Annotated in this window: 21 protein-coding genes; 9 read left to right on the top strand and 12 right to left on the bottom strand. The window is 68.9% G+C overall.

Going from position 1 to position 24741, the window contains the following annotated elements:
- The 5 genes from ACILQR_RS07370 to timA all read right to left on the bottom strand — a co-directional run.
- Positions 1 to 1128, bottom strand: a 1128-nt coding sequence (locus tag ACILQR_RS07370; RefSeq protein WP_395650809.1) for a PAS domain-containing protein, incomplete at its 3' end; no start/stop codon positions are given.
- A 222-nt stretch (positions 1129 to 1350) separates the two neighbouring features.
- Entirely contained in the window at positions 1351 to 3627 is a 2277-nt protein-coding gene (locus tag ACILQR_RS07365) for a TonB-dependent receptor plug domain-containing protein (RefSeq protein ID WP_395650808.1), read from the bottom strand.
- A 168-nt stretch (positions 3628 to 3795) separates the two neighbouring features.
- Positions 3796 to 4161, bottom strand: a complete 366-nt coding sequence (locus tag ACILQR_RS07360; protein WP_395650807.1) for a hypothetical protein — start codon at positions 4159 to 4161, stop codon at positions 3796 to 3798.
- A gap of 105 nt (positions 4162 to 4266) precedes the next feature.
- Positions 4267 to 5502 carry an MltA domain-containing protein gene (locus ACILQR_RS07355; RefSeq protein WP_395650806.1) on the bottom strand — a complete coding sequence of 412 codons (1236 nt, stop codon included), beginning with the start codon at positions 5500 to 5502 and terminating at the stop codon, positions 4267 to 4269.
- Positions 5502 to 6140, bottom strand: a complete 639-nt coding sequence (timA, locus tag ACILQR_RS07350) for a TIM44-related membrane protein TimA (protein WP_271145620.1) — start codon at positions 6138 to 6140, stop codon at positions 5502 to 5504. The genes ACILQR_RS07355 and timA overlap by 1 nt, the downstream gene beginning before the upstream one ends.
- Positions 6141 to 6354: 214 nt before the next feature.
- On the opposite strand from timA, the gene secB reads away from it, so the two are divergent.
- From secB to ACILQR_RS07335, 3 genes are all read left to right on the top strand, one after another.
- Positions 6355 to 6873: a protein-export chaperone SecB gene (secB, locus tag ACILQR_RS07345; protein ID WP_271145619.1), complete on the top strand. Its 519-nt coding sequence runs from the start codon at positions 6355 to 6357 to the stop codon at positions 6871 to 6873.
- Positions 6874 to 6984: 111 nt separating this feature from the next.
- A complete protein-coding gene (locus ACILQR_RS07340) occupies positions 6985 to 7305 on the top strand; it encodes a 2Fe-2S iron-sulfur cluster-binding protein (protein WP_271147209.1) in 321 nt (106 codons plus the stop codon).
- Between the two features lie 61 nt (positions 7306 to 7366).
- Positions 7367 to 7705, top strand: a complete 339-nt coding sequence (locus ACILQR_RS07335) for a PilZ domain-containing protein (protein ID WP_395650805.1) — start codon at positions 7367 to 7369, stop codon at positions 7703 to 7705.
- Here ACILQR_RS07335 and ACILQR_RS07330 read toward each other — a convergent pair.
- Positions 7702 to 8556, bottom strand: coding sequence for an HAD family hydrolase (locus tag ACILQR_RS07330; RefSeq protein WP_395650804.1), 855 nt, complete (start codon positions 8554 to 8556; stop codon positions 7702 to 7704). The genes ACILQR_RS07335 and ACILQR_RS07330 overlap by 4 nt on opposite strands.
- Before the next feature lie 182 nt (positions 8557 to 8738).
- Between ACILQR_RS07330 and lpdA the strand changes: the two genes are divergently transcribed.
- Positions 8739 to 10142 carry a dihydrolipoyl dehydrogenase gene (lpdA, locus tag ACILQR_RS07325; protein ID WP_395650803.1) on the top strand — a complete coding sequence of 468 codons (1404 nt, stop codon included), beginning with the start codon at positions 8739 to 8741 and terminating at the stop codon, positions 10140 to 10142.
- On the opposite strand, the gene ACILQR_RS07320 is transcribed toward lpdA, so the two are convergent.
- From ACILQR_RS07320 to fsa, 4 genes are all read right to left on the bottom strand, one after another.
- A complete protein-coding gene (locus ACILQR_RS07320) occupies positions 10139 to 11146 on the bottom strand; it encodes an aspartyl protease family protein (RefSeq protein ID WP_395650802.1) in 1008 nt (335 codons plus the stop codon). The two genes, lpdA and ACILQR_RS07320, sit on opposite strands and share 4 nt — an antisense overlap.
- A gap of 65 nt (positions 11147 to 11211) precedes the next feature.
- On the bottom strand, positions 11212 to 12126 hold the full coding sequence (locus tag ACILQR_RS07315) for a tyrosine recombinase XerC (RefSeq protein WP_395650801.1): 915 nt from the start codon (positions 12124 to 12126) through the stop codon (positions 11212 to 11214).
- Positions 12127 to 12151: 25 nt separating this feature from the next.
- Entirely contained in the window at positions 12152 to 12877 is a 726-nt protein-coding gene (locus ACILQR_RS07310) for a DUF484 family protein (protein ID WP_395650800.1), read from the bottom strand.
- Positions 12878 to 12925: 48 nt separating this feature from the next.
- Entirely contained in the window at positions 12926 to 13579 is a 654-nt protein-coding gene (gene fsa, locus ACILQR_RS07305; protein WP_292155148.1) for a fructose-6-phosphate aldolase, read from the bottom strand.
- Between the two features lie 231 nt (positions 13580 to 13810).
- Between fsa and ACILQR_RS07300 the strand changes: the two genes are divergently transcribed.
- The 4 genes from ACILQR_RS07300 (at position 13811) to ACILQR_RS07285 (ending at position 20543) form a co-directional block, all read left to right on the top strand.
- Positions 13811 to 15973: a primosomal protein N' gene (locus ACILQR_RS07300; protein ID WP_395650799.1), complete on the top strand. Its 2163-nt coding sequence runs from the start codon at positions 13811 to 13813 to the stop codon at positions 15971 to 15973.
- Between the two features lie 93 nt (positions 15974 to 16066).
- The gene (locus ACILQR_RS07295; RefSeq protein ID WP_395650798.1) at positions 16067 to 17011 is read left to right on the top strand and encodes an alpha/beta fold hydrolase; all 945 of its coding nucleotides are present in this window, start codon (positions 16067 to 16069) and stop codon (positions 17009 to 17011) included.
- Positions 17008 to 19545: a hypothetical protein gene (locus ACILQR_RS07290; protein WP_395650797.1), complete on the top strand. Its 2538-nt coding sequence runs from the start codon at positions 17008 to 17010 to the stop codon at positions 19543 to 19545. The genes ACILQR_RS07295 and ACILQR_RS07290 overlap by 4 nt, the downstream gene beginning before the upstream one ends.
- The gene (locus tag ACILQR_RS07285; RefSeq protein ID WP_395650796.1) at positions 19542 to 20543 is read left to right on the top strand and encodes a protein-L-isoaspartate O-methyltransferase; all 1002 of its coding nucleotides are present in this window, start codon (positions 19542 to 19544) and stop codon (positions 20541 to 20543) included. Before ACILQR_RS07290 ends, ACILQR_RS07285 begins: the two co-directional genes overlap by 4 nt.
- 3 nt (positions 20544 to 20546) lie before the next feature.
- On the opposite strand, the gene ACILQR_RS07280 is transcribed toward ACILQR_RS07285, so the two are convergent.
- Positions 20547 to 21026 (bottom strand): SRPBCC domain-containing protein, encoded by a 480-nt coding sequence (locus tag ACILQR_RS07280; protein ID WP_395650795.1) that lies wholly within the window; start codon positions 21024 to 21026, stop codon positions 20547 to 20549.
- Positions 21027 to 21073: 47 nt separating this feature from the next.
- Between ACILQR_RS07280 and ACILQR_RS07275 the strand changes: the two genes are divergently transcribed.
- Positions 21074 to 21400: an ArsR/SmtB family transcription factor gene (locus ACILQR_RS07275; RefSeq protein WP_395650794.1), complete on the top strand. Its 327-nt coding sequence runs from the start codon at positions 21074 to 21076 to the stop codon at positions 21398 to 21400.
- Between the two features lie 59 nt (positions 21401 to 21459).
- Here the strand turns inward: ACILQR_RS07275 and ACILQR_RS07270 are convergent, their stop codons facing one another.
- Positions 21460 to 24543 carry a M10 family metallopeptidase C-terminal domain-containing protein gene (locus ACILQR_RS07270; protein ID WP_395650793.1) on the bottom strand — a complete coding sequence of 1028 codons (3084 nt, stop codon included), beginning with the start codon at positions 24541 to 24543 and terminating at the stop codon, positions 21460 to 21462.
- Positions 24544 to 24741: the final 198 nt, after the last annotated feature.

The raw sequence follows: 24741 nt of genomic DNA, 5'->3' as shown, positions 1-24741 counted from the left end.
CAGACCGCGTCCGGCGTCGCTTTCGGCACGCAGCAGGGCGGACAGACGCTCGGCCTCGGCCAGGGCGGTGTCGGCCTCGGCGCGGGCGGCCCGGGCCTGGTCCAGGGCGTCTTCGGCGCGGGTGCGGGCCTCGTCGCGGTCGCGGACGGCCTGTGCGACGACGGCATCGGCCTCGGTGATGGCGGTTTCGGAAGGCGCATCGGCCTCGACTTCGGCCGGCACGGCCTCACCGGCCAGAAGCAGGGATTCGGTGGTGCCGTCGGGTCCGGCCAGCGGCAGGATGTTCCAGCGCATCGCCACGCCGTCCGGTCCGGGCACCGTCAGCGGTCCGGCCTCGCCGGGTCCGACGCGCAGGGCGGCGCGCAGGGACTGGCGCGCCTCGACCCGGGCCACGGGGGCCACGAACCGGTCGGCGAAGTCTGCGCCGATACAGGGCTGGCCGTCGATCCGGTCCAGGGCCTGACCGTTCGCCAGCCGGATTTCGCCTTGCAGGGTCACGACCACCAGGGCGCTGGACGCCGCCTCGAACACCCGGCCGGTGATCTCGGCGACCGGATCGACCGTGGGTTCGACGACGACGGTGTCGGGCGTGGTCAGGCCGTCGGTCTCGACGATGGCGGCCGTCGATCCGACGATCTGGCCCATGTCGTTCTCGATCGGCATGGCGGTGACCGAGACCAGCATCTTTCGCCGCGTCGCCGGATTGGCCAGGATGTGCTGGAAACCGCGCACCGTCTGGCCGCGCAGGGCCCGGGCGCTGGGCAGCATGTCGGGCGGGATCGGCCGTCCGTCCGGAAAGGTGATGCCCCAGGTCGCCGAGTGGAACCGCAAGCCCAGCAGTTCGGCGTCGCGTCGCCCCATCAGCTGGTGCGCGGCCCGGTTGGCGAAGACGAATTTCCCTTGCGTGTCGGTCTCGACGATGGCGACGGGAATGGCGTTCAGGGTCTCGAACAGCCGCTTGTCGGCCGATTCGGCGACCTTCTGCACCACGTCCAGCTCGCCGGTGGTGGTCACGACCCGGCTCCTGTGGGTCAGGGCGAACCAGGTGGAATAGGCGGCGATCAGGGTCATGACGCCGGCGAGAACCGCCAGCACCCACACCCAGTTGACCTCGCCCTCCAGAAACATCGTTCGGTCGTCCCATTTCGGCGCAGCCCCGCGCCGCATAGGCCGCACGTTGCAAAGTGCGAGCCTGTTCTCGCCCGGCAGGCGAAACGCCGCCCATCACTCGACCGCCTGAACCCCGTCCGTCAAGCCGCCGCCCGCAGATGACGCACAGCGCTCTGAAGGAGGCATGAAAAAAGGCCGGACGTCGCCGCCCGGCCTCTCTTTCGTCAGGTCTCGTCAGCCTCAGAAGGCGACGCGCATCACCAGCTGATAGACCGGGCCGGCGGATTCGGTTTCCAGCTCGTATTCGGCATAGGTCCGGCTGCGCTGGTCGGCGACGTTGTCGAACTTGTCGAACACCTCATCCTTGGAGCTGTCCAGCAGGTTGGAGCCGGTCAGGCGCAGCACGGTGTTGGAGAAGATGCGCTTCTCCAGGAACACTTCCAGATCGGCACCGTAGGTGGTCACGACCTCTTCGGCCAGGACCCGGCTCTCGGCGTCGCCCTGTTTGCGATAGGTGGCGCCGAAGGCCGCGCCCCAGGTCGGTATGTCCTGGGTGAAGCCGAGGTTCAGCACATAGTCCGACTGGGAGTTGAAGCGGCGATCACCGATGAAGTCCTCGATCGAGGAGTCCAGCCAGGAGTAGTTCAGGAAGACGCCGGTCGAGGGCATGCCGACGAAGTCCAGCGGCGTCGACAGGTCGAACTCGAGGCCCCAGACCTGGCCGTCACCGACGTTGTCGACGGTGTAGACGAAGGTCCCGGCACCCGCGCTGCCGACCCGACCGGTGTTGGTCTCTTCCACCAGATCAGAGACGTCGCGATAGAAGGCGTTGATCCCGACCACGCCGCGACGGCCCAGACGGCGCTCGAAGCCCGCGTCCACGCCCCAGGCCTTTTCAGGTTGCAGGGTCGGGTTGCCGATGAAGTCGCTGTCGCCGAATTCTTCTTCCAGGGTCGCGGGCGACAGGCGGTTGAAGTCGGGGCGGCGCACCGTGCGGGCGGCCGACAGGATGATCCGGTCGGTCTCGTTCAGGCTGATGCGCAGCGAGGCCGAGGGCAGCAGTTCGGCATAGTCGTTCTCGGTCACGCGGCTGGCGGCGGGCGCCGTCAGGTCGGTGATGGTGGTGTCGGTGGTCTCATAGCGCAGGCCGGCTTCCCACTTCAGCGCGCCGGTTTCGCCCGACAGCATGACATAGGGGTCGATCCGGGTTTCCTCGATCGTGCCGAGGCCGCCGGGGACGGCCGCAAAGGCACCAAAGGCCGGGACCGCCGGGCGCGCCGCCGGGGCGTTGGGCACGTTGAAGCGGATGCGCGGGGTCTCGGCGATGTCGATCTCGCGGTCCTTCTGGACACCCTGGACGCCGAACTCGAGCTCGACGCCGTTCGACAGGTCGCGCTTGTGCTCCAGGGCCCAGGCGGTCTCTTCGTCGGAGATGTCGGTGCGGGTCGAATCGAGCGTGTAGCGATCCTCGTCCGGGAAGACGACCGTGTCGCGCAGGTATTCGGACTCGCCCTCGAACTCGTACTGCTGGTCGTCGATGTTGGCGTAGCCCAGCTTGAAGGTCGTCTCGCCGCCGAACATCTCGCGCTCGTACTTGCCGCGCAGGGACAGGTTGTCGGTGCGGATGTCCAGATCGTTGTCGTTGACCGTCAGCAGGTTGGCGTTGGTCTCGATGCCGCTGCGGTATTCCAGCGAATCCTCGTCCTGGTAGCGGTCGGTGCGCACGAACACGCCCGACAGTTCCAGCACGCCGCCCGCCACGTCGACCTCATAGGCGGCGTTGAACGAATAGTCCGTGCCGTCGCGGACGTCGGTCTGGACCTCGGTGTTGTTCAGCGTGCCGTTCGGGCCGCTGAAGCGCTGGCTGTACTTGGCCTTGGGGTTGCGGCGGTCCTGGACGTTGGCGCCCAGCAACAGGCGACCGGGGCCGGCCTGGCCGCCCCAGACGGCGCCGAAGGTGCCGCCCCACTGGCCGTATTCGCTGTCCTTCCAGCTCAGCGCGCCGACGCGGACATAGCCGCCGTCCAGCGACAGGGCGTCACGAAGCACGATGTTGATGGCACCCGCCACCGCGTCACCCGAACGGTTGGCCGAGGACGACCGGACCACTTCGACCCGCTCGATCAGCTCGGCCGGGATACGGTCCACGAAGAACGACCGGTCGACGCCGGCGCCGGGGACCCGCTCACCGTTGATCAGGATCTGGGTATAGCCGGGATCCAGGCCGCGCAGGCGCACGCCGTCCGATTCCAGCACGTCCGACAGGAAGGCGACCGAGGGCACGCGCTTCAGGGCGTCACCGGCCGTCAGCGGCTCGAACCGCTGGAAATATTCGACGTCATAGGACAGCGTCGGCACCACGTCGTCGGTGCGGTTGCGCATCTGCGGCTGGCCGGTGACGACGACTTCCTCGAGGGCTGTCGTCGGTCCCTCGATGGCGGCGGCGGTCTGGGCCGAGACGGCCCCGGCAAAGGCGAGCGGCACGATGGACGCGCCCAGTAGAAGAGCCAGTTTCATTGCATGATCCCCACGCGTGGCCCGGCGACATTTCGCCTCGGCCCGATGGGGCGGCCCTTAGCCGCGCGCGGCTACGCTGCTGCGACGGTTCCACGACGGCTGTTTCGCGGTTTGTCTGCGCATGTGTGACAATCTGTCCTGTGACGGATCAGATCGTCGATGCGGCCTTCAGTGGGCGTAGCGCCGACTGCGGAAGGCCCGACCGGTCAGCAGGGTCTTGATGAAGAAGAAGATGGCGATGGCGATCGCATAGCCGAGGAACAGGGCCAGACAGGTCATCCAGAAGCTCAGCGTCATGATGTCGGGCAGGACCATCGAACCGCCGTCCAGCATGGGCCGCAGCATCATGATCAGCCGGTCGAGGATCACGGCCCCCAAAGCGCTGCCGCCCAGACCGCGCCAGCCGCCCATCATCAGGGCGGCGATCAGGGCGATGATCAGGCCGGTCACCTGGTTGACGCTGTCGAATCCGCCCGAGGCCAGGGCGAACAGGCCGTTCAGCAGGCCGCCGATCGAATCGATGAGACTTTCCATAGGGCCGCTCCCGTTCGGCGCGCCGTGGCGGCGGCCTGAGACAGGGTTAACGTCGTTCGCCGGGATTCGCTCCGTCCGACGCTGCGAACGGCCGGATGGGATCGATCAGCGTGGCACCAGACGCCACATCCGCAAGGGATGCCGCACGGTCCCGGCCTCGGCCCCCGCCGCCTCGCCGCGCCCCATGTAGAAGTCGGCGCGAACCGGTCCCCGAATCGCCGACCCGGTGTCGAGCGCCACGACCAGCCCCTGATAACCGCCCCGGGCTCCTGCAAGAAGGGGCGCGCCGTTCAGATTGCCGGCGTCCGCCTCGATCCAGACCAGGTCGCCATAGGTCCAGTGGGCGGGATCGACGGCGATGGATCGGCGGGCGGTCAGCGGAACCCCCGCCGCCCCGGCCGGGTGACCCCCGTCGTCGGGCTGGAGGTCGAAGAAGATGTAGCGGGGGTTCAGGGCCGTGATCGCCCGCGCCTCGCGCCCCCGGTGCGCGGCCAGCCAGGCGCGGATGGCGTCGCCGGAGGTGCCGTTCTCGGGCAACAGGCCCTGCGCCGCCATGGGCCGGGCGATGCCGGTGAAGGGCCGGCCGTTGTCGGCGGCATAGGCGGCGCGCCCCGTCGCCCCGTCCTCGAACGTCAGATAGCCCGAGCCCTGGATCTGGAGAAAGAACAGGTCCTCGGCCTTCATCCAGGCCAGGACAGGCGCGGACGGCGATCTTGCCGCCGCCGCCGCCTCGATCGCCGCCCGGTCGGCATAGGGGCCGGTGGAGCCGTCGGGCCGACGCTGCACCACGCCGGACGCGGTCTTTTCCAGATCGAGCGGTCGCGCCAGGACCGGCATGTCGAACTCGGCGTCCTGGGTGTGGCGGGCCGGATATTCGGGCGCGAAATAGCTGGTCAGCAGGCCGGGGCGGCCATCGGGCGTCCGGGCCGCCTCGACGCGAAAGCCCCGCTCGAAGAAGCTGCGGGCCACGGCCGGGGTCACGGGTTTCGAGGTCTGGCGGATCGTCTGGGCCTCGTCGCAAGCGGCCATGGCGACGGGCTGCCGCGCCGCACGGCAGCCGTCGGCATAGGCCATGAAGGCGGCCAGGTGATCTTCCCGCGACCAGCCGGGCAGGCCGGCGGGACTGTCGGCGGCCAGGGTCTCGTAAGGGACGGGTTGGGGCGGGACCGGGGCCGGCTCCTGCGGCGTGACCACGGGCGGCGGTGCCGACGGGGCCGGTGCCGAGGGGGATGGGGCCGTCGTCGAACAGGCGGCGACCATCAGCAGGCTGCACAGCATGCCGATCCGGACTGGGCCGATCCGGGCCAGACCCGGCATCGACCGCACGGCAGGGCGACGCATCAGGCGGTGGCGGGTTCGACCCGCGCCAGGACCCAGTTGGGGTCGGTCGCGCCCAGGGTGCGCTCGAACGTCCAGTGTTCGGCCGTGCGGCGTTCCTCGATCCGGGGCTCGCCCGGCGCACCCGGCGTGGCCTCGCCCTCGGGCGGGATGATGTTGGAACGGATCTCGGCCAGGAAGCGGACCTTGGCGATGGCGCGGTCGCCCTCGACCGTGGCGCTTTCCAGGTCGGCACGCGGGGGATGCAGGAACTCGACCTGTTCGGTTTCCCCGCGCACCTCGCGCGCCGCGATGCCGTGCTCGAACGATTCCATCACCGCCGGGGCCAGCAGGGGCTTGAGCGCTGCCCGGTCGCCGGAGGCATAGCCGCGCACGATGGTCTCATAGGCCTGACGCGAGCCGTCGAGGAATTTGCCCGCATCGAAGGCCGGATCGCGGGCGCGCAGACCCGAGATGGCCTGCATTGTGATCGAATCCAGCGCCGGGCGAGGGGCCGGGGGCGTCTCGCCGGACGGCAGGACGGGGGTCTTGGCGTCCTCCTGTGGCTGGCGGCCGACGCGTTTGCCCAGCACATTGTACAGCTGGAACAGCACGATGGCCGCGATCACGGCGAACAGAACGATGAGAACCTGGGCCGGCAATCTGGATATCCTGAGATGGGCGTCGGCGCGGCCTGAGGGGGCTGCGTCCTTCAAGCGGAACGATTAGGGGCTGATATGGATGCGCGCAAGGCGCGGCGCACCCCCGCCGGGTCGTGCGCCGTTGCCGCAGGGCCCGCCTTCTGATAGTCGCCGCGCCTCATGCGAGGCCGCGTCCGGCCTCAGCCCCACAGCTTCATTCGACGGCCCCACGCCCATGACCGACGTTTCCCCCACCGACAGCACCGTCCCCGCGCCCGGCGAGAATGCCCAGGGTGGCCCGCCCACCGGCGGCTTCCGCATCCTGGCGCAATATGTTCGCGACCTGTCGTTCGAGAACCCCAAGGCCCCCGAGAGCCTGCGCATGGAGGGCAAGCCCGCCATCGACATGGGCGTCGAGCTGAACGCCCAGGGCCGCCCGGACAATCTGTTCGAGGTCGAGATGCGGCTGTCGGTCAAGGCGACCACCGACGCCGGTCCGGTGTTCAACGTCGAGCTCCACTACGGCGGCCTGTTCCAGCTGAACAACGTCGCCCCGGCCGACATCGAGCCCCTGCTGCTGATCGAATGCCCGCGCTACCTGTTCCCGTTCGCGCGCGAGATCATCGCCCGCGCCACCTCGGACGGCGGCTTCTCTCCGCCATTCATGATGGACCCGATCGACTTCGTGGGCATCTATATGGCGCGCCAGCAGCAGATGGCCCAGAACCGCGATGCCCAGCCGGGCCAGGCCTGAGGCCCGTGGGCGATCCGTCGCGGATCGCTCATGCGCTGAGACGCCGGTCCCAATGACCTAACGCCGTGTTCCAGTCTTGTCTGGGACGCGCACGTTGATAAGACCCATCCCATGGCCAAGATCACCTACATCCAGCACGACGGCGGCGAGAGCACCGTGGACGTCAAGCCCGGCCTTTCGGTGATGGAGGGGGCGGTGCGCAACAATGTCCCCGGCATCGACGCCGATTGCGGCGGGGCCTGCGCCTGCGCCACCTGCCACGTCTATGTCGATCCCGACTGGACCGAGAAGACGGGCAAGCCCTCGGCCATGGAGGAGTCCATGCTGGACTTCGCCGAAGAGGTCGAGCCGAACTCGCGCCTGTCGTGCCAGATCCGGGTGTCCGACGATCTGGACGGGCTGATCGTCCGCCTGCCGCAAAGCCAGCACTGACACCCCGCCTTTACGAAGTCTGGGGCACGGTCGTCGCCGGTCAGGCGTTACGGTCCCCAGTATGGCGTTGCTCTCATCTCCCAGCGAACGACGGCTCGAGCCGCGCCAGGCCGCCAATGCGCGCGGCGTGCTGGTGGCACCGGGTCTCGAACTGGTCTGCATGATCGTGGACCTGTCGGGCGGCGGCTATCGCGTCCGCCTGGACCGTGGCCTGTCCCTGCCGCGTCAGGTCATGCTGGTGGACATCGCCGCCGGCACCGCCTGCGAGGCCGACGTCGCCTGGTGCAAGGGCATGGAGGCGGGCCTGAAATGCCGCGTCCGCGCCAACAGCCTGAGAGGCCTGGTCCCCGCCCGTTTCACCCCCGCCCGAGACGCCTGGGTGAGGGCGGGCGGACGCTAGACCCCCGACGGCATGGTGCCTGAGTTGATGGCGATCCGCCCGACCAGCCCCTTGACGATCAGGTCCAGGGCAGAACCCTCGCGGTAGTCGGCGGCGGCGACGAAGTTGACGCGATCCTCGCTGATCAGCCCATAGATCTTCTGCTGGTCGCGCTCGGAGTTGCGGGGATCATAGACGGCGATCGAATAGCCGCCCTTGGTGTGCATCATCTTCATGGTCGGCACATCGGTGTCGCCGTCGCCCAGGAAGATCATCCGCTCGAACGGCACGGCCCGGTCGTCGTCGGGCATGAATTTGTTGATCTGTTCGTGGTCCCAGTGGTTCAGGACGCCCTTGTTGATGCGGAACAGATACTGGGTCTTGGTGGTGTAGTTGACCCCCACCGCCGGCCAGATGGCCACGCCGTGGTCGTCATAGACGAATTTGGACGCGAACACGTGGTGGAAGGCGTCGCGGATCGGACAGCCGTCGATCATCTCCTCCAGCCCGGCCGAGATGATGTAGTGCTCGATATCCAGGCCGTATTCGGCGCCCTTGGCGTTGATCCGCTCGAACCAGCCCGGCCCGGTCAGGTCGGCCTTCAGCCCGTCGAACAGCTTCACGTCCTCGCCGTGCCCGGCCAGCAGCCGCTTGGTGATGGGGTTGCCGTGCTCGCGCGCCCGCTGGAGCATCAGCTGCATGTACATCAGGATGTTGTCGGCATCGGCGGTTTTGGTCAGCCGGTCCGCCTCGCCCCAGAAGTCGCCGATCCCCATGCCCAGCGACGGGATGAAGGTCACCTCCTGCATGTTCCCCCGCGCCAGGGTTCCGTCGAAATCATAGATGATGGCGGTCTTCAGACGGTCGGCCATGCTGGCCTCCTCGGAGCTAGGACTTAGGGCTCAGGGCTTAGGGCCTGCTTCGCGCCGGCTCAAGCCGGGGCAAGACTGGCGATCGAAAAGGCGCCGCTTGCCGGTTCCCCGTGGCGTCCCGATGTTCTAGGACACGCGCGCGCCTCCTCGACCCGCGCGACAGACCCTCGAAGGATACTCCCATGGCCGAAACTTCCTATGACGTCGTCATCATCGGCGGTGGGCCGGGCGGCTACAATGCGGCGATCCGGGCGGGCCAGCTGGGGCTCAAGGTCGCCTGCGTCGAGATGCGCGAGACCCTGGGTGGGACCTGCCTCAACGTCGGCTGCATGCCGTCAAAGGCCCTGCTGCACGCCTCGGAGCTGTTCGAGACGGCGGTCAAGGAGTTCCCCAACATCGGCATCAACGTCGGCACCCCGACGATCGACCTGGCCAAGATGATGGGCCAGAAACAGGACAGCGTCACGGCCCTGACCAAGGGCATCGAGTTCCTGTTCAAGAAGAACAAGGCCGTCTGGATCAAGGGCAAGGGCAAGATCGCCGGGCCCGGCAAGGTTGAAGTGACCGCCGCCGACGGCACCGTCACCACCCTGACCGCCAGGGACATCGTCATCGCCACGGGCTCTGAGCCCACCCCGCTGCCCGGCGTGGACTTCGTCCCCGGCAAGGTGATCGATTCGACCGGCGCCCTGTCGCTGTCGGCGGTGCCCAAGAAGCTGATCGTCGTCGGCGCCGGCATCATCGGGCTGGAGCTCGGATCGGTGTGGCGGCGTCTGGGGGCCGAGGTGACGGTGGTCGAATACCTGCCGCGCATCACGCCGGGCATGGACACCGACCTGGCCACCGCCTTCCAGCGCGCCCTGACGAAACAGGGCATGACCTTCAAGCTGGGCTCCAAGGTCACGGCGTCCAGGACCACCAAGACCAGCGTCGAACTGACCGTCGAACCTGCGGCCGGCGGCGCGGCCGAGACCCTGACCGGCGACGTCGTCCTGGTCGCCATCGGCCGGCGTCCCTACACGGCCGGACTGGGCCTCGAGACCGTCGGCGTCGAGACCGACAAGCGCGGCGTCATCGTCGGCGATCACTTCAAGGTAGCGCCTGGCGTCTGGGTGATCGGCGACGTCACCACCGGCCCGATGCTGGCCCACAAGGCGGAAGAGGATGCGGTCGCGGCCATCGAGCTGATCGCGGGCAAGGCGGGCCATGTCGATTACAACCTGGTCCCCAGCGTGGTCTACACCTTCCCCGAGGTCGCCTGGGTCGGCAAGACCGAGGACCAGCTGAAGGCCGAGGGCGTCGCCTACAAGTCGGGCAAATTCCCCTTCACCGCCAACTCGCGCGCCAAGATCAATCACGAGACCGAAGGTTACGCCAAGGTCCTGGCCGACGCGACGACCGACCGGATCCTGGGCGTCCACATCATGGGTCCCCAGGCCGGCGAGATGATCGGCGAGGCCTGCGTGGCCATGGCCTTCGGGGGCGCATCCGAAGACCTGGCCCGCACCAGCCACGCCCACCCGACCCGCTCCGAAGCCGTCAAACAGGCGGCCATGGGCGTCGAGGGCTGGACGATGCAGGCCTAACTCCGGGTCGGTGCCGCCACCGCCCGCCTCAACCCCGTGAAGCTCATCCGCGAGCGGCCGAAGTCGAGCGACACCGTCCGGAACCGATACAGGATATCGGCCCCCAGCAGCAGGGCCGGTGCCTCGATCAGGTCCAGCGCCCCGAAGGCGTGCAGGTCGGCGAACAGCAGGGAGGTGGGCCCGAGGCGCTGGCGGTTGATTTCCAGCATCCCGACCGAGCCGGGCTCGGCCATCAGGGTCTGGCCGGTGACGCCATAGACCGGGGTCAGGGTGCGCTGGATCGTCGTGCCCTCGCGCCCGCCCAGCGCCCGGCGAAGCGCCATGTTGCCGATCGAGTACTGGGCCCCGGAATCGACGAAACACTCGACCGGCACCCCGTCGGCGCGAGCGTTGAGCAGGATCATCTGGCCGAACTCGCCGGTGCGGATCCGGCTGCAATCGCCGCGCCGGATGCGGCTGGACGTCCCGAATGCGCGGCCGAACTGGATGATGTCGGGGCCGGACGGACGCAGCAGCATGGTGCGCCGGACCATGTCGAACTGCAGCTCGAACCGCGACAGCACGTCCAGCCCCAGCAGGCCGTCGGCGGCCAGCATCTCGCGCGGAAAGACGGCGGCATAGACGTCGTTGAAGCGCCGGCCGCCGAAGCTCAGGCGTGCGATCTTCACCGTCGGCGCGACCTCGGCCGAGGTCACGCCGTGGACCAGGATCGACGGGCCGGACGGCAGGGACAGGGCTACGGCCAGGTCGGCGGCGATGGCTGTGCGGCCGGCACCGGTGTCGAGCACGAACTGGGACCCCGCATGGCCGTTGATGTTGGTCTTGGCCGACATCCGGGTCAGCAGGTTCGACAGCAGGGCCGCGGGGTCTTCGGCGGGCGGCAGGCGGGTTCCGGTGACCTGGGACAGGGCCGGTGTCGCCGCCAGACCGGTCAGTGCCGCGAGCCCACCTGCAATGGCGCGGCGGCTGGTGGTTCTGTCCGACGTGACGTTTTCCGCCCTCATCCCCGCCTCCCCAGCGGCCATGAGCGAAGTCTAGGCCCAAATCGGGCGGTGAGTCCAAACGCCGGTCAGGCCCGGGGATGCGCCGCCGCATAGGCACCCAGCAGGCGTGCGGAATCGACGGCGGTATATTTCTGGGTCGTCGACAGGCTGGCGTGGCCCAACAGGTCCTGGATCGACCTCAGGTCGGCCCCGGCCCCCAGCAGATGGGTCGCGAAACTGTGGCGCAGGGCATGGGGCGTGGTCGAGGCCGGCAGGCCCAGCCGCCCGCGCAGGGCCTGGACCGTCGCCTGCACATGGCGCGGGCTCAGCGGCCCGCCCCGCACGGCCCGGAACAGGGGCTCTCGCGGTCCGATGGCAAAGGGCTGGAGCGCCAGATAGGCATCCACCGCCTCGCGCACGGCGGGCAGGACGGGGACGAGGCGGGTCTTGGATCCCTTGCCGACGATCCGCAGGGTCTCGGGCAGGGGGGCGTCCGCCCTGATCAGGCTCAGCGCCTCCGAAATCCGCAGGCCGCATCCATACAGCAGGGTCAGCACCGCCCGATCGCGCGCGGCGGTCCAGGGCGCGCGGTCGGGATCTGCGTCCGGGTCATCCAGCATCTCGCGCGCCTGAACGGCGGTGACCGGCCGGGGCAGGGTCGCCTTGATCCGGGGGCCCCGCACCAGGGCCAGCTGCGGCGTCGGGGTGTTGCAGCGTCGGTCGAGAAAGCCGTGCAGCGACCGGATCGCCGCCAGGGTCTGGCCCAGCGACCGAGCGTTCAAAGGGTGATCTCCGGATCGGCGCGCCGCCAGATGGGCGCGGACCTCGGCGGCGGTGACGGTGCCCAGGTCGGCCAGCGACTGCGGCTCTCCGCGATGCTGCTCCAGAAAGGCCAGCCAGGTCCGGCCGATGTGGCCATAGGCCTCCAGCGTTCGCGGCGACAGGCGGCGTTCGTGGGCCAGATGCTCGAGCCAGGCGAACAGGGCCTCCGACGCCGTCATGGTTTCGGCCCCGACGCCGCGCCGGTCACGTCAGGATCGGCCAGCGTTCGGCCGTGCGCTCCACCACCCGGGCGATGAAGGCGACCAGTTCGCAGCCCATGCTGGGGGTAAAACCCTCGGGCTCGGGCGAGCCGAAGGCGCAGATGGCGTGGCGCACGCCGGTCACCTCGATCTGGGCCGCGCCGCCGCCGAAGATGGGCGCCATGCGGATCAGGGCGACGGACTGCACCTGGTCCTCGTTCGCACCGAACAGGTCCAGCCCGTCGAAATTCGGCCCCAGCCAGGTCAGGCCGTGATCACCGAGCAACCCATCGACGCCGCCGGGTTCCAGCGCCCGCCAGCCGAACGGAACGCCGCCGGGCTTTTCGATGGCGATGGCGGCCCCCGCCAGGCCGAACCGCCCCTGGGCACAGGCGTCCAGCCGCCGGGCCAGGTCGGAATGGTTGCGCGCCTCCAGCAAATCCAGCGCGGCGACATGGGTCTGGGTCTGGGCGGCGAAATTGGCGCGGGCCACGGCCTCGATCTGTTTCCTGGCATCCGACTCGCGGGTGACCACGGCCTCGAGCCGGGTCAGGGCGGCGGCGCCGAACTCGACCACATTGCGGCCGTGAGGCTTGAGCCCGATCTCCTCCAGCAGGGAGCGGTCGTCGAGCAGGGTCTGGGGATTGGCCTGGAGCCAGGCCCGGACATCCGGCCAGTGCGGTGCCGGATCGGTCTCGACTTCGGCGAAAAGGTCCCGAGGTCCGCTCATCTGGGTCCGCTCACAACGACGTCTCCTCCCGGAAACGCCGGGTCGTGGCTACAGGATCGACTGGCCGGTCTTGCCCCAGTCGGCCAGGAATTGATCAAGACCCTTGTCGGTTAACGGGTGCTTGACCAGGGCCTTGAAAACGTCCGCGGGCAGGGTGGCTGCGTCCGATCCTGCCGTGGCGGCGGCCGAGACATGGTTCGGGTTGCGTAAGCTGGCGGCCAGGATCTGGGTGTCGAAACCATGCACGTCATACAGGACGCGGATTTCCTCCAGCAGGCCGATGCCGTCGGCCCCGTGGTCTTCCAGCCGCCCGACGAAGGGCGACACGAAGGTCGCGCCCGCCTTGGCCGCCAGCATGGCCTGGGCGGCACTGAAGCACAGGGTGACGTTGGTCTTGATGCCCTTGTCGGCAAAGTTGCGCGCCGCGCGCAGTCCGTCCCAGGTCAGGGGCAGCTTGACCACGACGTTGGGGGCGATGGCGGCCAGCTTGTCGCCTTCGCGCACCATGGTCTCGAAATCGGTCGCCACGGCCTCGGCCGAGATCGGCCCCTCGACCAGGGCGCAGATTTCGGCGATGACCTCGGCGATGTTCCTCCCCGACTTGGCGATCAGCGACGGATTGGTGGTCACGCCGTCCACCATCCCGGTGGGCAGCATGTCCTTGATGACGGCGACGTCGGCGGTGTCGAGGAAGAGTTTCATGGGGCAGGTGTTTAGCGGGGGCGGAGAGCGTTGGCGAGCCTTCTCCTCCCCGTCGGCCGCTTGGCCGATGGGGAGGTGGATCGGAGGCCGCTTGGCCGACGAGACGGAGGGGGCGACTCGGTTTCGACGATCGGACGCCCCCCACGTCTGCCACCGTGTCGCCCCCTCCGTCACGGCGCGAAGCCGCGCCGCGCCACCTCCCCATTTGCTCCGCAAGCGGGGAGGAGAACGTTGATCGTCGCCTCCGTCCTCATCCCCCTGCCGGTACATGAGGCCTTCGACTACGAGGTCCCCGAGGCCCTGACGCTGACTCGCGGCGACCAGGTCGCCGTGCCGCTCGGTCCCCGGCTGATGCGCGGGATCGTCACCGAGGTGCGCGAGACGACGGGGTCGAACCGACGGCTCAAGGCGGTCGACGGCCTGCTGGACGATCCGCGCCTGCCGCCGCGCACGGTCGATTTCGTCGAATGGGCCGCGCGGTGGACCCTGAGCCCGCCGGGCGAGATGGCGGCGATGGCGCTCAAAGGACTGCGCGCCCCGCGTCCCCGGCCCGAACGTCGCCTGCGCCGGGTCGGCGACCGGACCCCGGCCCGGCCGACGCCTGCGCGGACGGCGGTGCTGGAGGCGATCGGCGACCGGGCCATGACGCGGCCCGCGCTGACCGCCCTGTCCGGTGCGTCCTCCGCCGTCATCAAGGGACTGATCGACGAGGGAGTGCTGGAGCTGTTCGAGATCGAGGCCCTGGCCGCCTTCGACCCGCCCGATCCCGACCACGCCCCGGCCCGGCTGAACGCCGATCAGGCGGCGGCGGCCGATGTGCTGGCGGGTGCGACGGCAAAAGGCGGTTTTGCCCCCTTCCTGCTGGACGGGGTCACCGGGTCGGGCAAGACCGAGGCCTATCTGGAGGCGGCGGCGCGGACGCTGAGGGCCGATCCGGAGGCGCAAGTTCTGATCCTGCTGCCCGAAATCGCCCTGACCCAGGCCCTGATCGCGCGGATCACCGACCGGTTCGGGGTGGCCCCGGCCGAATGGCACTCCGGCATCGCTCCGCCGCGCCGGCGCATGGTGTGGGAGGCTGTGGTAGCCGGGCGCTGCAACATCGTGGTCGGGGCCCGCTCGGCCCTGTTCCTGCCCTTTGCGAACCTGAGGCTGATCGTGGTCGACGAGGAGCACGACGGGTCGTTCAAGCAGGAGGACGGGCTGGTCTATCACGGTCGCGATCTGGCCGTGGCGCGGGCGCGGATCGAGGGGGCGACCGTGGTGCTGGCCTCGGCGACGCCGTCGCTGGAGACCCTGTGGAACGCGCAGCACGGCCGCTATGGCTGGCTGAAACTGTCGGCGCGGCACGGCGCGGCGGTCCTGCCGTCGATCGAGCTGCTGGACCTGCGCCAGAACCCGCCCGATCCCCAGACCTGGCTGTCCCAGCCCTTGCGCGAGGCCATAGGAGAGACCTTCGCGCGCGGCGAACAGACCCTGCTGTTCCTGAACCGGCGCGGCTATGCGCCGGTGGTCCTGTGCCGGGCCTGCGGGCACCGGCTGACGGCACCCGACACCGACAGCTGGCTGGTCGAGCATCGCTATACCGGCCGGTTGGTCTGTCACCTGACGGGGTTCTCGATGGTGCGGCCCCGGCTGTGCCCGTCGTGCGGGGCCGAGGATACGCTGGTCTCGGTCGGTCCCGGCGTCGAGCGGGTCGAGGAGGAGGTCCGCGCCCTGTTCCCCGAAGCGCGGACCGCCGTCTTCAGCTCCGACACCGTGCCGGACGCCCGGTCCGCTCGGGCCCTGATCCAGTCGATGATTGACGGCGAGATCGACATCCTGGTGGCGACCCAGGCCGCGGCCAAGGGGCACAACTTCCCCAACCTGACCCTGGTCGGGGTGGTGGACGCCGACCTTGGCCTGAGGGGCGGCGACCTGCGCGCCGCCGAACGCACCTTCCAGCTCCTGACCCAGGCGACGGGCCGGGCGGGCCGACACGACAAGCCGGGCCGGGCGATCCTTCAGACCTGGACGCCCGACCATCCGGTGCTCATGGCCCTGGCCGCCGGGGACCGCGACGCCTTCGTCGCCGCCGAGATGGCCGAGCGCGAGGCGGCGTCGCTTCCGCCCCACGGCCGTCTGGCCGCCCTGATTCTGTCGGGCGAGGACGCCAGCGCCGTCGAACGGGTGGCCCAGATGCTGGCCGAAACCATCCCCAATGCCGAGCGGCTGGAGGTCTATGGCCCCGCCGATGCGCCCCTGGGCCTGATCCGGGGCCGACGCCGCAAGCGGCTGCTGGTGCGGGCCGACCGGGACGTGGACCTGCAAGGCTTCCTGCGCGCCTGGCTGGCCCGGGTGAAGGTTCCCGGCTCGGTCCGGCTGACGGTGGATGTGGACCCCTACTCCTTCCTCTGATCACGATCGGACCGAGGCTCGTTAACCACACCGTTCCCCTGTCAGGCGGCGCCCTCTCGACACCGGCGTTATCCCGGGTCCAGATGGGCGGTGATGGAGCTTAACGGCACACAGAGGCGCAAGGTCTTCACGCGCGCCCTCGGCGCTGCGTGGCTGGCCGTTGGGGTGATGATGGCGTCGGGGGGCGTCGCCATGGCCTCGGGGATACCGCCTGCGAGCCGTACCTTCATCACCAGCGACGGGGCCCGTCTTCACTATCTGGAGGCGGGCCCTTCGCTGGCCCGGACCGTAATCCTGGTCCCCGGCTGGACCATGCCCGGCTGGATCTTCGAGCCCCAGATCGCCGCCCTGTCCGACCGTTTCCACGTGCTCGCCCTGGATCCGCGTGGCCAGGGTGACAGCGAGGTCACCCGCTTCGGCTATGCCTGGGAACGCCGCGGTGCGGACATCGGCGACCTGATCGCGGCGGCCGGAGGAACTGAGCGGGTGGTGCTGGTCGGCTGGTCGCTGGGGGTGCTGGACGCACTGTCCTATGTGCATCTGTCGGGCGATGCGCGGATCGCCGGCCTCGTCCTGATCGACAACTCCATCGGCGAGCTGCCCGCCCCGGTCGTGCGTGAAGGGGCACCCACGGCCAGTCCTGCCGACGCCGCCCCGATCCCCGAGGCCGAACGTCGCCGACGCCGCGCCGCCTTCGTCGCCTCGATGTTTTCGCGTGATCCCGGCGCGGCATTCCGCGCACGTCTGACCGACCAGGCCCTGCGCATGGATCAGGCCGACGAGCGCCGGCTGCTGGCCTATGACACGCCGCGCGAGACCTGGCGCGACGCCGTCCACTCGGTGCGCGGCCCGGTCCTCTACGTGATCCGGCCGCGCTGGCGCGAACAGGCGGCCAACCTCGTCGCGGCCAAATCGAACGCCTCGGTCGCCGTGTTCGAGACGGCGGGTCACGCCCTGTTCGTGGACGAGCCGGAGCGGTTCAACACCCTGTTGATCGACTTCCTCGACCGCCTCGACGCGCCGGGAGCGACCCCGTGAAGGCCGCCGCCCCTGCCGCCCGGGCGGCCCTGATCCCCCTGTTCCTGATTGCGCTGGGCGTGGTGGGGATCGAGAACGCCCTGACCCGGTATTTCGCCGTCGCGAAATGGTCGGAGTACGGCTACTGGATCATCTCCATCGTCATGGCCGGGTTCGCGCTGAGTGGCGTCTTCGTGGCCCTGTTCCGCGACACCACGGCCCGGCTGGGCGTGCCCCTGAGGGCCATCCTGCCCGCCGCCATGGTGCTGGCCGCCGCGATCGGCTTCCAGGTCATGACGGCCAATCCCTTCAACCCGCTCCAGCTCCAGAACCCGACCACCTGGCCGGATCAGGTGCGGAACATCGGCCTGTACTACGCGGCCCTGCTGCCCTTCTTCTTCCTCGCCGGCCTCTATATCTCCCTGATCTTCGTCCTGAATCACCGCGAGATCGGCCGGGTCTATGGATACGATCTGATCGGCGCCGGGCTGGGCTCGGCGGTGGCGCTGGGGCTGATGTTCGTGGTCCATCCCTTCCTGCTGGCCCCCGTCCTGCTGATCCCGCTGGCCCTTGCCCCCTGGTTCCAGCCGGGCCGCAGCCGCTGGATCGGCGGCGTTCTGGCGCTGGCCGCCCTCGCCGGGGGCGAGTACCTGCTGTTCACGGGTCCGGCCCCGGCCTTCAGCGAGTTCAAGGCCATCTACGCTCCCCTGAACACCCCGGGTGCCCAGGTCGTCGCCGAAATCCGCGCACCCCGGGGCCACTATCTGCTACTCGACGACTTCACCGAGCGGGTCGATGCCGACGTGTCCAACAACGCCGGTATGATGAACATCCCCGGCCCGCCCGCGACCTTCGGCCTGTATCGCGACGGCAACCGGATCGCGTCGCTGCCCAAGCTGTTCGGTCGCGACGCGACCTATGCGCCCAGCGCGCTCAGCGCCGCCCCCTATGTCTTGCGCCCCGAGGCCGAGGTCCTGCTGGTCGGGATGTCGGGCGGGTTCCGCGTCGCCGAGGCGCTTGCCCTGGGCGCGCATCAGATCGACGGGGTCGAGGGCGAGCCCGTGCTACGCGCCGCCCTGATTCAGGGGCTCGGCCCGTCGCCCGCCCTGCCGACCGATCCGCGCGTGCGCCTGCTCGACACCGGCCCCGTCGCCGCCGCCTGGCAGGCAGGCCCGAACCGCTACGACATCGTCGACGTCTCCGCCGACTTCGTGGACGCGGCCCCGGCCAATGTCACAGGCCTGACGGTCGAGGCCATGCAGGCCTATCTGGCAGCGCTGCGACCCGGCGGCGTCATTTCGGTCTCGGTGTCGATCCGCGACTTCCCGGTCTATGCCCTGCGCGTGCTGGCCACGGCGCGCGAGGCCCTGAACACGCGCGGCGTCAGCGATCCCGCCGCCCACGTCATGGTCTATCGCTCGGCATGGAACGCACGGATCCTGGTCTCGCCGACGCCGTTTGCGCCCGTCGACGTCGCGGCCTTGAGGACCTTCTGCGAGGCCCGGTCCTTCGACGTCTCCTGGGCTCCCGGCATGAACGTCGCCGCCGCCCGTGCCCGGCTGTTCAACGACCTGCCCAGCGTCTCGTTCGAGACCGGCCAGATGACGTCCAGCGGCCCCGACGACGCCATCGCCAACGAGGTCGCCGCCGTCCTCGCCGGTCGCCCCTCGGCGTCCAGCACGGCCTTCAGCATCCGCCCCGCGACCCTGGACCGCCCCGCCTTCTATTCGTCGCTTCGGCTCGAACACCCCGCCACCCTGATCAAACGGCTGGAGGTCCTGCCCCAGGCCGAGATCGGGGCCCTGGTCAACATCGCGGTCCTGGGCCAGGCCATCCTGATCGCGGCCCTGGTCCTGATCGCCCCCGCCCTGTTCCACCACAAGGCCGCCGGTAAGGTTGAGCGTCGCCGCTTCTGGCCTGTCCTGTATTTCCCGGCGCTGGGTCTCGGCTTCCTGTTCATCGAGATCCTGCTGATCGACCGGGCCGCCTTCTATCTGAACGACTATTCTTCGGCCTTCGCCCTCGTCCTGACCGCCATGCTGATCTTCTCCGGCCTCGGCTCCATGATCGCGGGTGCGGTCGCGGGCTTCCCCAAGGCGGCCTCGGCGGTGGGGCTCATCATCGTCCTGGCCTGGATCGGGGCCATGTTGCTGGGGGCCGAGGACGTCATCATGCGGACTCTGGACCAGCCCTGGTGGACCCGCGCCGGGATCGTGCTCCTGGCGGCCGCACCGGTGTCGCTGGCGCTCGGCCTTCCCTTCCCCCTGGGCCTGATTTCGGTAGGGGAGGGCAGGGCCCTGCCCTGGGCCTGGGGCCTCAACGGCGCCTTTTCCGTGGTCGCCACGCCCCTGGCCAATCTGATGAGCCGCGACATCGGGTTCTCGTCCCTGCTGATCGCGGCGGCCGGTCTCTACACCCTGGCCTTCATCGCCTTGCCGACCGCCCTGCCGGTCTCGGTACGCCGGACCAACAGGGTCTCGCACCCGGCCGGTAACGTCATCAACCCCACCTTCGACCGCCCCGGCGATCTGCCGCCGCTGGAGACGCCCGCATGAGCCCGATCGACCGCCGCGCCCTGATCACCGCCGCCGCCGGAGCCGCCGCCACGGCCCTCGCCGGTTGCGACGACGCCACCGTCAGACAGGTCCAGGCCCGCCTGAACCCCAGTCAGGCACCGGGCGGGGCCACGCCGGCTGCCGCGCCCGCTGCGAGCGCCCCTGCTGTCGCCGGAGCTCCGGCGGCCTCTGCCGTCTCGACCACCGTCCGCGCCCCCGCCTCGCCCTGGACCTTCGCGGCCTTCGACGCGGCCATGCAGGCCTCCGGTCGTCCGCATACCGTCACCGAGGCCCAGTGGACAGAGATCAACGCGCGCAAACCCGCCGCGATCGAACGCATCCGCGCCTATCTGGCCGGGCGTTTCAACGGCATCGCCGACCCGGCCGTCATCGCCGCCTTCGAGAGCGTGCCGCGCGAGTATTTCCACTACGCCTATGCGTCACAGGCCTCGACCGCCTACCAGGCCTATGAGGCCAACCCCAAGCCCTGGGCCATCGGCCACGGCTCTGTGCTCTCCGACTATCTGGGGCAGGCCTATATGACCCAACTGGCCGCGCCCAAGCCCACCGACGTGACGCTGGAGATCGGCACCGGCTCGGGCTTCCAGTCGTCCCTGCTCGGCCGCATCGTCCGCGACGCCTATACGATCGAGATCATCGAGCCGATCGGCCGGGCGGTGGGCCAGATCTTCGCACCGCTGGGATACACGAACGTCCACGGCCGCGTCGGCGACGGCTATTTCGGCTGGCCCGAGGTGACCGAGGGCTTCGACACCATCATGCTGACCTGTGTGGCCCAGTACGCCCCGCCCGAGCTGTTCCGCCAGCTCAAGCCCGGCGGCAAGCTGATCATCCCGATCGGCCAGCCCTTCCGCCGGGGCCAGGTCCTGTACGTCTACACCAAGGACGCCGAGGGCCGCGTCCACTCCCGCCGCGACGTCGGCGTCTTCTTCATCCCCATGACCGGGGCCATGCAGGCGCGGCCGAAACCCGCCTGAGGCCTACCGATACATGCCCTCGCGGATGTTGAGTCCATGCTCGACCCAGGCCTTCATGGCGCACAGCATCTGTGACCAGCCCATGCAGTTGCCGTAGGACGCCTTGAGCCCGGTCTCGGTCTCGCGCCAGCCTTCCTCGGCGATGGTGACCAGTGTGCGGGTGTCGTCGTCCAGGGACGCGAAGGTCATGGTGACCGTGGTCATGTATCCCTTGCCGGTAGGAGCATCCTCGCCTTCGGGAGGGCCGTCGTTGGCCTCCCAGCGCAGCACGATCTTCGCATTGGGTACGACCTCGACCACCTCGACCGGGAAGGCTCCGGGGAAGTCGCGGAAGTCCCAGGTCACCGTCGCCCCGGTCTCCAGCCGCCCCTTGGCCCCGCCGGTGGTGAAATAGTGCGACAGCTTGCCGGGATCGGCCACCGCCTCGAACACCTCGGCGACCGGGCGGGCGATGCGTCCCGAGACCTGAAACCTGAACTCCATGACCGGCTCTCCTTGCTGTGAAGCCAGTTAGGTTATAAAAATATAACGTGTCAACCGAATCAGAGATGGACGCCGTGTTCAAGGCGCTGGGCGCGCCTGTCCGGCGCCGGATGCTGGATGCGTTGAAGGCGGGGCCGCGCACGACGGGCGACCTGTGCGAGGCCTTCGACGGTCTCGATCGCTGCACGGTCATGCAGCATCTGAAGGTGCTGGAGGGGGCCGGTCTCGTGGTGGCGCGGCGCGAGGGTCGCGAACGCTGGAACCACCTGAACGCCCTGCCGATCAAGGCCGTCCACGACCGCTGGATCGAGCCCTATGCGCGCCAGGCCGTGGGCCTGATCGACGCCGTGCGGGTCGCGGTCGAGGACGCCTGATCACCGACGCGGCGTCGGAGGAACCGCACTGCGGTTCCTCCTGACCGATCGGTCGCTGGTTACAGGTACCAGTCCTGGCCGTGATAGGCACCGTGGCTCGCGGTCGGGTCGAGGTCCAGCATGAACCGGCCGGACAGGTTCGAAAGGCCGGGCAGGTCGGCACCGTCGACGTCGTCCATCGCCGGAAGCACGGCCGGACCCGCGTCCTTGAGACCCGTTTCCTGGCCGAGCCCCCCGGGCGTCCAGATCACGTCGCTGGTCCGCAAGGTGGTGTTGGACAGGCCGATGAGCATCTCGTTGACGCCATTGCCGCCCAGGTCGACGAACAGGAAGGACGCGCCGTTCTGATAGGCGATGCCAAAGACGTCGTTGGCACCGGTGCGGATAGCGGTCAGGTCGATGCGATCCGAGCCTGAGACGAAGTCGAAGACGACGTCAAAGACGCCCACCGTCGAATCCGAGACGCGATCATAGCGGAACACATCCGCTCCGGCCCCACCGTACAGGGAATCGACGCCGCCGCCGCCGACGAGGGTGTCGTTGCCGCCGCCGCCCACGATCGGATCGGCCAGGGACGAACCGATCAGAACGTCGGCAGAGTTCGAACCGAGCATATAAACGCCAAACCCTCCGCCATAGTCGATGTCGCCTCCGTTGATCGCACGACCGTCGGCTGTGGTCAGAAACACCCCTTGCGGCGTTTCAGCGAACAGGAAGGTCGATCCGTCATCGGCGCGAATGAGGCTGACTGAGCCTGAAATCGGACGCAAGGCGGTGAGGTCGATCCGATCCTCACCCGTTGTGAAGTCGTACAGGTTGTCGAACCCGGCCGACTGGTTGGAATCGCTCAGTCGGTCGTACCGGAAGGTGTCGGCCCCTGCGCCGCCAGACATGGCGTCCGCGCCGCCGCCACCGATCAGCAGGTCTGCACCGCCGCCGCCGACCAGAGGGTCGCCCAGCCCTGAGCCGAAGATGATGTCCGCGCTGGCCGAACCGATCACATACACACCGAACCCGCCGTTGTAGATGAAGTCGTCACCGTTGACCGGGGCGTTGCGGACGAGAATCTGCAGAGGGCCACCAGGGGTTTCGGCGAAGATTAGCGTGGTGCCGTCATCCAGCCGCCCAAGGCTGATCGAGGTGGCGTTCAGCGCGGTCAGGTCGACCTGGTCCACACCCGACTGGAAGTCGGTGATGACGTCCTGCGATGCCGCGGTGGAGTCCGAGGTCGCCGTATAGCGGAACACGTCTGCGCCCGCGCCACCGGTCAGGACGTCTGCTCCGCCGCCGCCGATGATCAGGTCGTCGCCGGCCCCGCCCGCCAGAGTATCGGACGTCGCGGCACCTTGCCGCACTACTGGTGCTGGTCCACCGATGGTCATGCCCACGTCGGAGAACTGCAGCCTTTCGACGGTGGTCAGTCGATCGGTTCCGTCCGCCCCGGTCACGGTGGTCAGGCCGTTCAGGGTCGAGATCGTGTAGCTGGCATAGGCACCGCTGAAGACGGCCGTGTCCGTGCCTGCGCCGCCGTCGATGACGTCGTTGCCGAGGCCGCCGGTCAGGCGATCATCGCCGTCGTTGCCGAAGATGGTGTCGACACCCGCGCCACCGTCGATGGTGTCATTGCCGGACACCAGCACACCGCCGCCGCGCGGTCCGACGGCACCGCCGCTGTAGAGATCGCCGTACAGGAAGTCGTTGCCGTCCCCGCCCAGGATGAAGTCGTCGCCGCCGTTGCCGTAGACGGTGTCGTTACCCGCGCCGCCGTCCAGCGTGTCCCGGCCGGCGGCCAGATAGCCGTTCAGGCCGTTGTCGTTGTCCTCGTCGCCGTACAGCACATCGTTGCCGAGGCCGCCGATCGCGCTGTCATTGCCCTCGCCGCTCCAAATCCGGTCGTCGCCGCCACCGGCGTCGATCGTGTCGTCACCGGCGTTGCCGCCCATGAACTGGGTGGCGACGTCGCCGATCATCGTGTCGTTGCCGCCGAGGCCGTAGAAATTTCCGCTGCGGGCGACAGTGAAGCTGTCGTTGAAGTTGGTCAGGCGGATGTTGTTGCCCAGGGTCTCGACCGATGTCAGGGTGCCGCCGATCACGGCACCCAGACGGGCCACGCCGTCGGTCGTCAGGTCGAGGTTCACACTCGATGTCCGCGCGACCAGGCTGACGTTGATGACGTCGTTGCCGTCGCCACCGTCGAAGCTGTCGCCGAAGCCGATGGAGGCGGTATCGTCGCCGGCCCCACCCGTCGCGGTTTCGGCGATTCCGTCATCGAGTTCCGCCCCGGACACGGTCCGCCCGGCAGCGTTCTGCAGCAGTGAGCCGAAGCTGAAGGCGGTCGTCAGGTTGTCGTTGCCGTCGCCGCCGTCAATGATGTCGCGCCCGGCACCGCCGTCGATGCTGTCATTGCCGACACCGCCCAGGATGGTGTCGTCGCCGTCGTCGCCGCTCAGGCTGTCATCGCCCAGACGACCTTCGATCAGGTCGTTTCCCGCGCCCGCAGAGATGCCTTCGCCGGTCGCGCCGCCGAAGAACTGGTCGTTGAAGCCGGTCAGGACGGCCTGGAAGGTCTCGAAATTGGTGAAGGTCCCGCCGGTCACCCGGCCATAGGCAGCCTGTCCGGCCAAGGCGTCGCCCGCCATCTCGATGCTCACACCGGCCGTTCGGGCCGACAGGTCGATACGCAGTCGATCCGTGCCGGCGCCGCCGTCGGCAATGTCGCCCTGTCCGGCCGTGATCGTGTCGTCGCCCGCGCCGCCGTTCAGGGTGTCGATCTCGTTGTCATCGACGTAGTTGCTGAAGCTGGGGAGGCGAACCGCCACGTTCCCGAGGAAGGTGTCGGCGAAGGTCAGGGTTGCCAGGCCGCCGGTGATGAAGTCCGCGCCGTCGTCACCGTTGACCGTGTCTCTCCCGCGACCGCCCATCAGGAAATCGCGTCCGGCCCCGCCGGAGATCTGGTCGTCGCCGTCGCCGCCGTCGATGCCGTCGCCCGCGTTTTCCAGCGTCCCGGTCTCGTCACCACCGCGAATGACGTCGTTGCCGGCACCCCCACGGATGGAGTCGCCGCCCTCAAAGCCGTCGATGATGTCGTCGCCCGCCCCCCCGATCAGATCGTCTACTCCGGTCGTTCCGGTGAAGGTCGGCATGGTTGTTTCTCCCTATCGTTGAGGGAAACGTGGTCTTCCGGGTAAGAGGTTGTCAACCATTGTTCAGCCACCGCCCATGACTTGAGACTCTCAGGACAAACTGAAATCCTTGAGAAATGTACGGTAACCGACATTTCTGTCCGGCTTCCGGAGCGTCTGAAACCTGGCCTTTTCTCTCGCAGAACGCGAACCTGTCGG

The organism is Brevundimonas sp. (genome assembly GCF_044239655.1).
GTDB lineage: Bacteria > Pseudomonadota > Alphaproteobacteria > Caulobacterales > Caulobacteraceae > Brevundimonas.
Note: the sequence above shows the minus strand (reverse complement) of the source record. Positions and strands in the feature narration are given on the sequence as shown.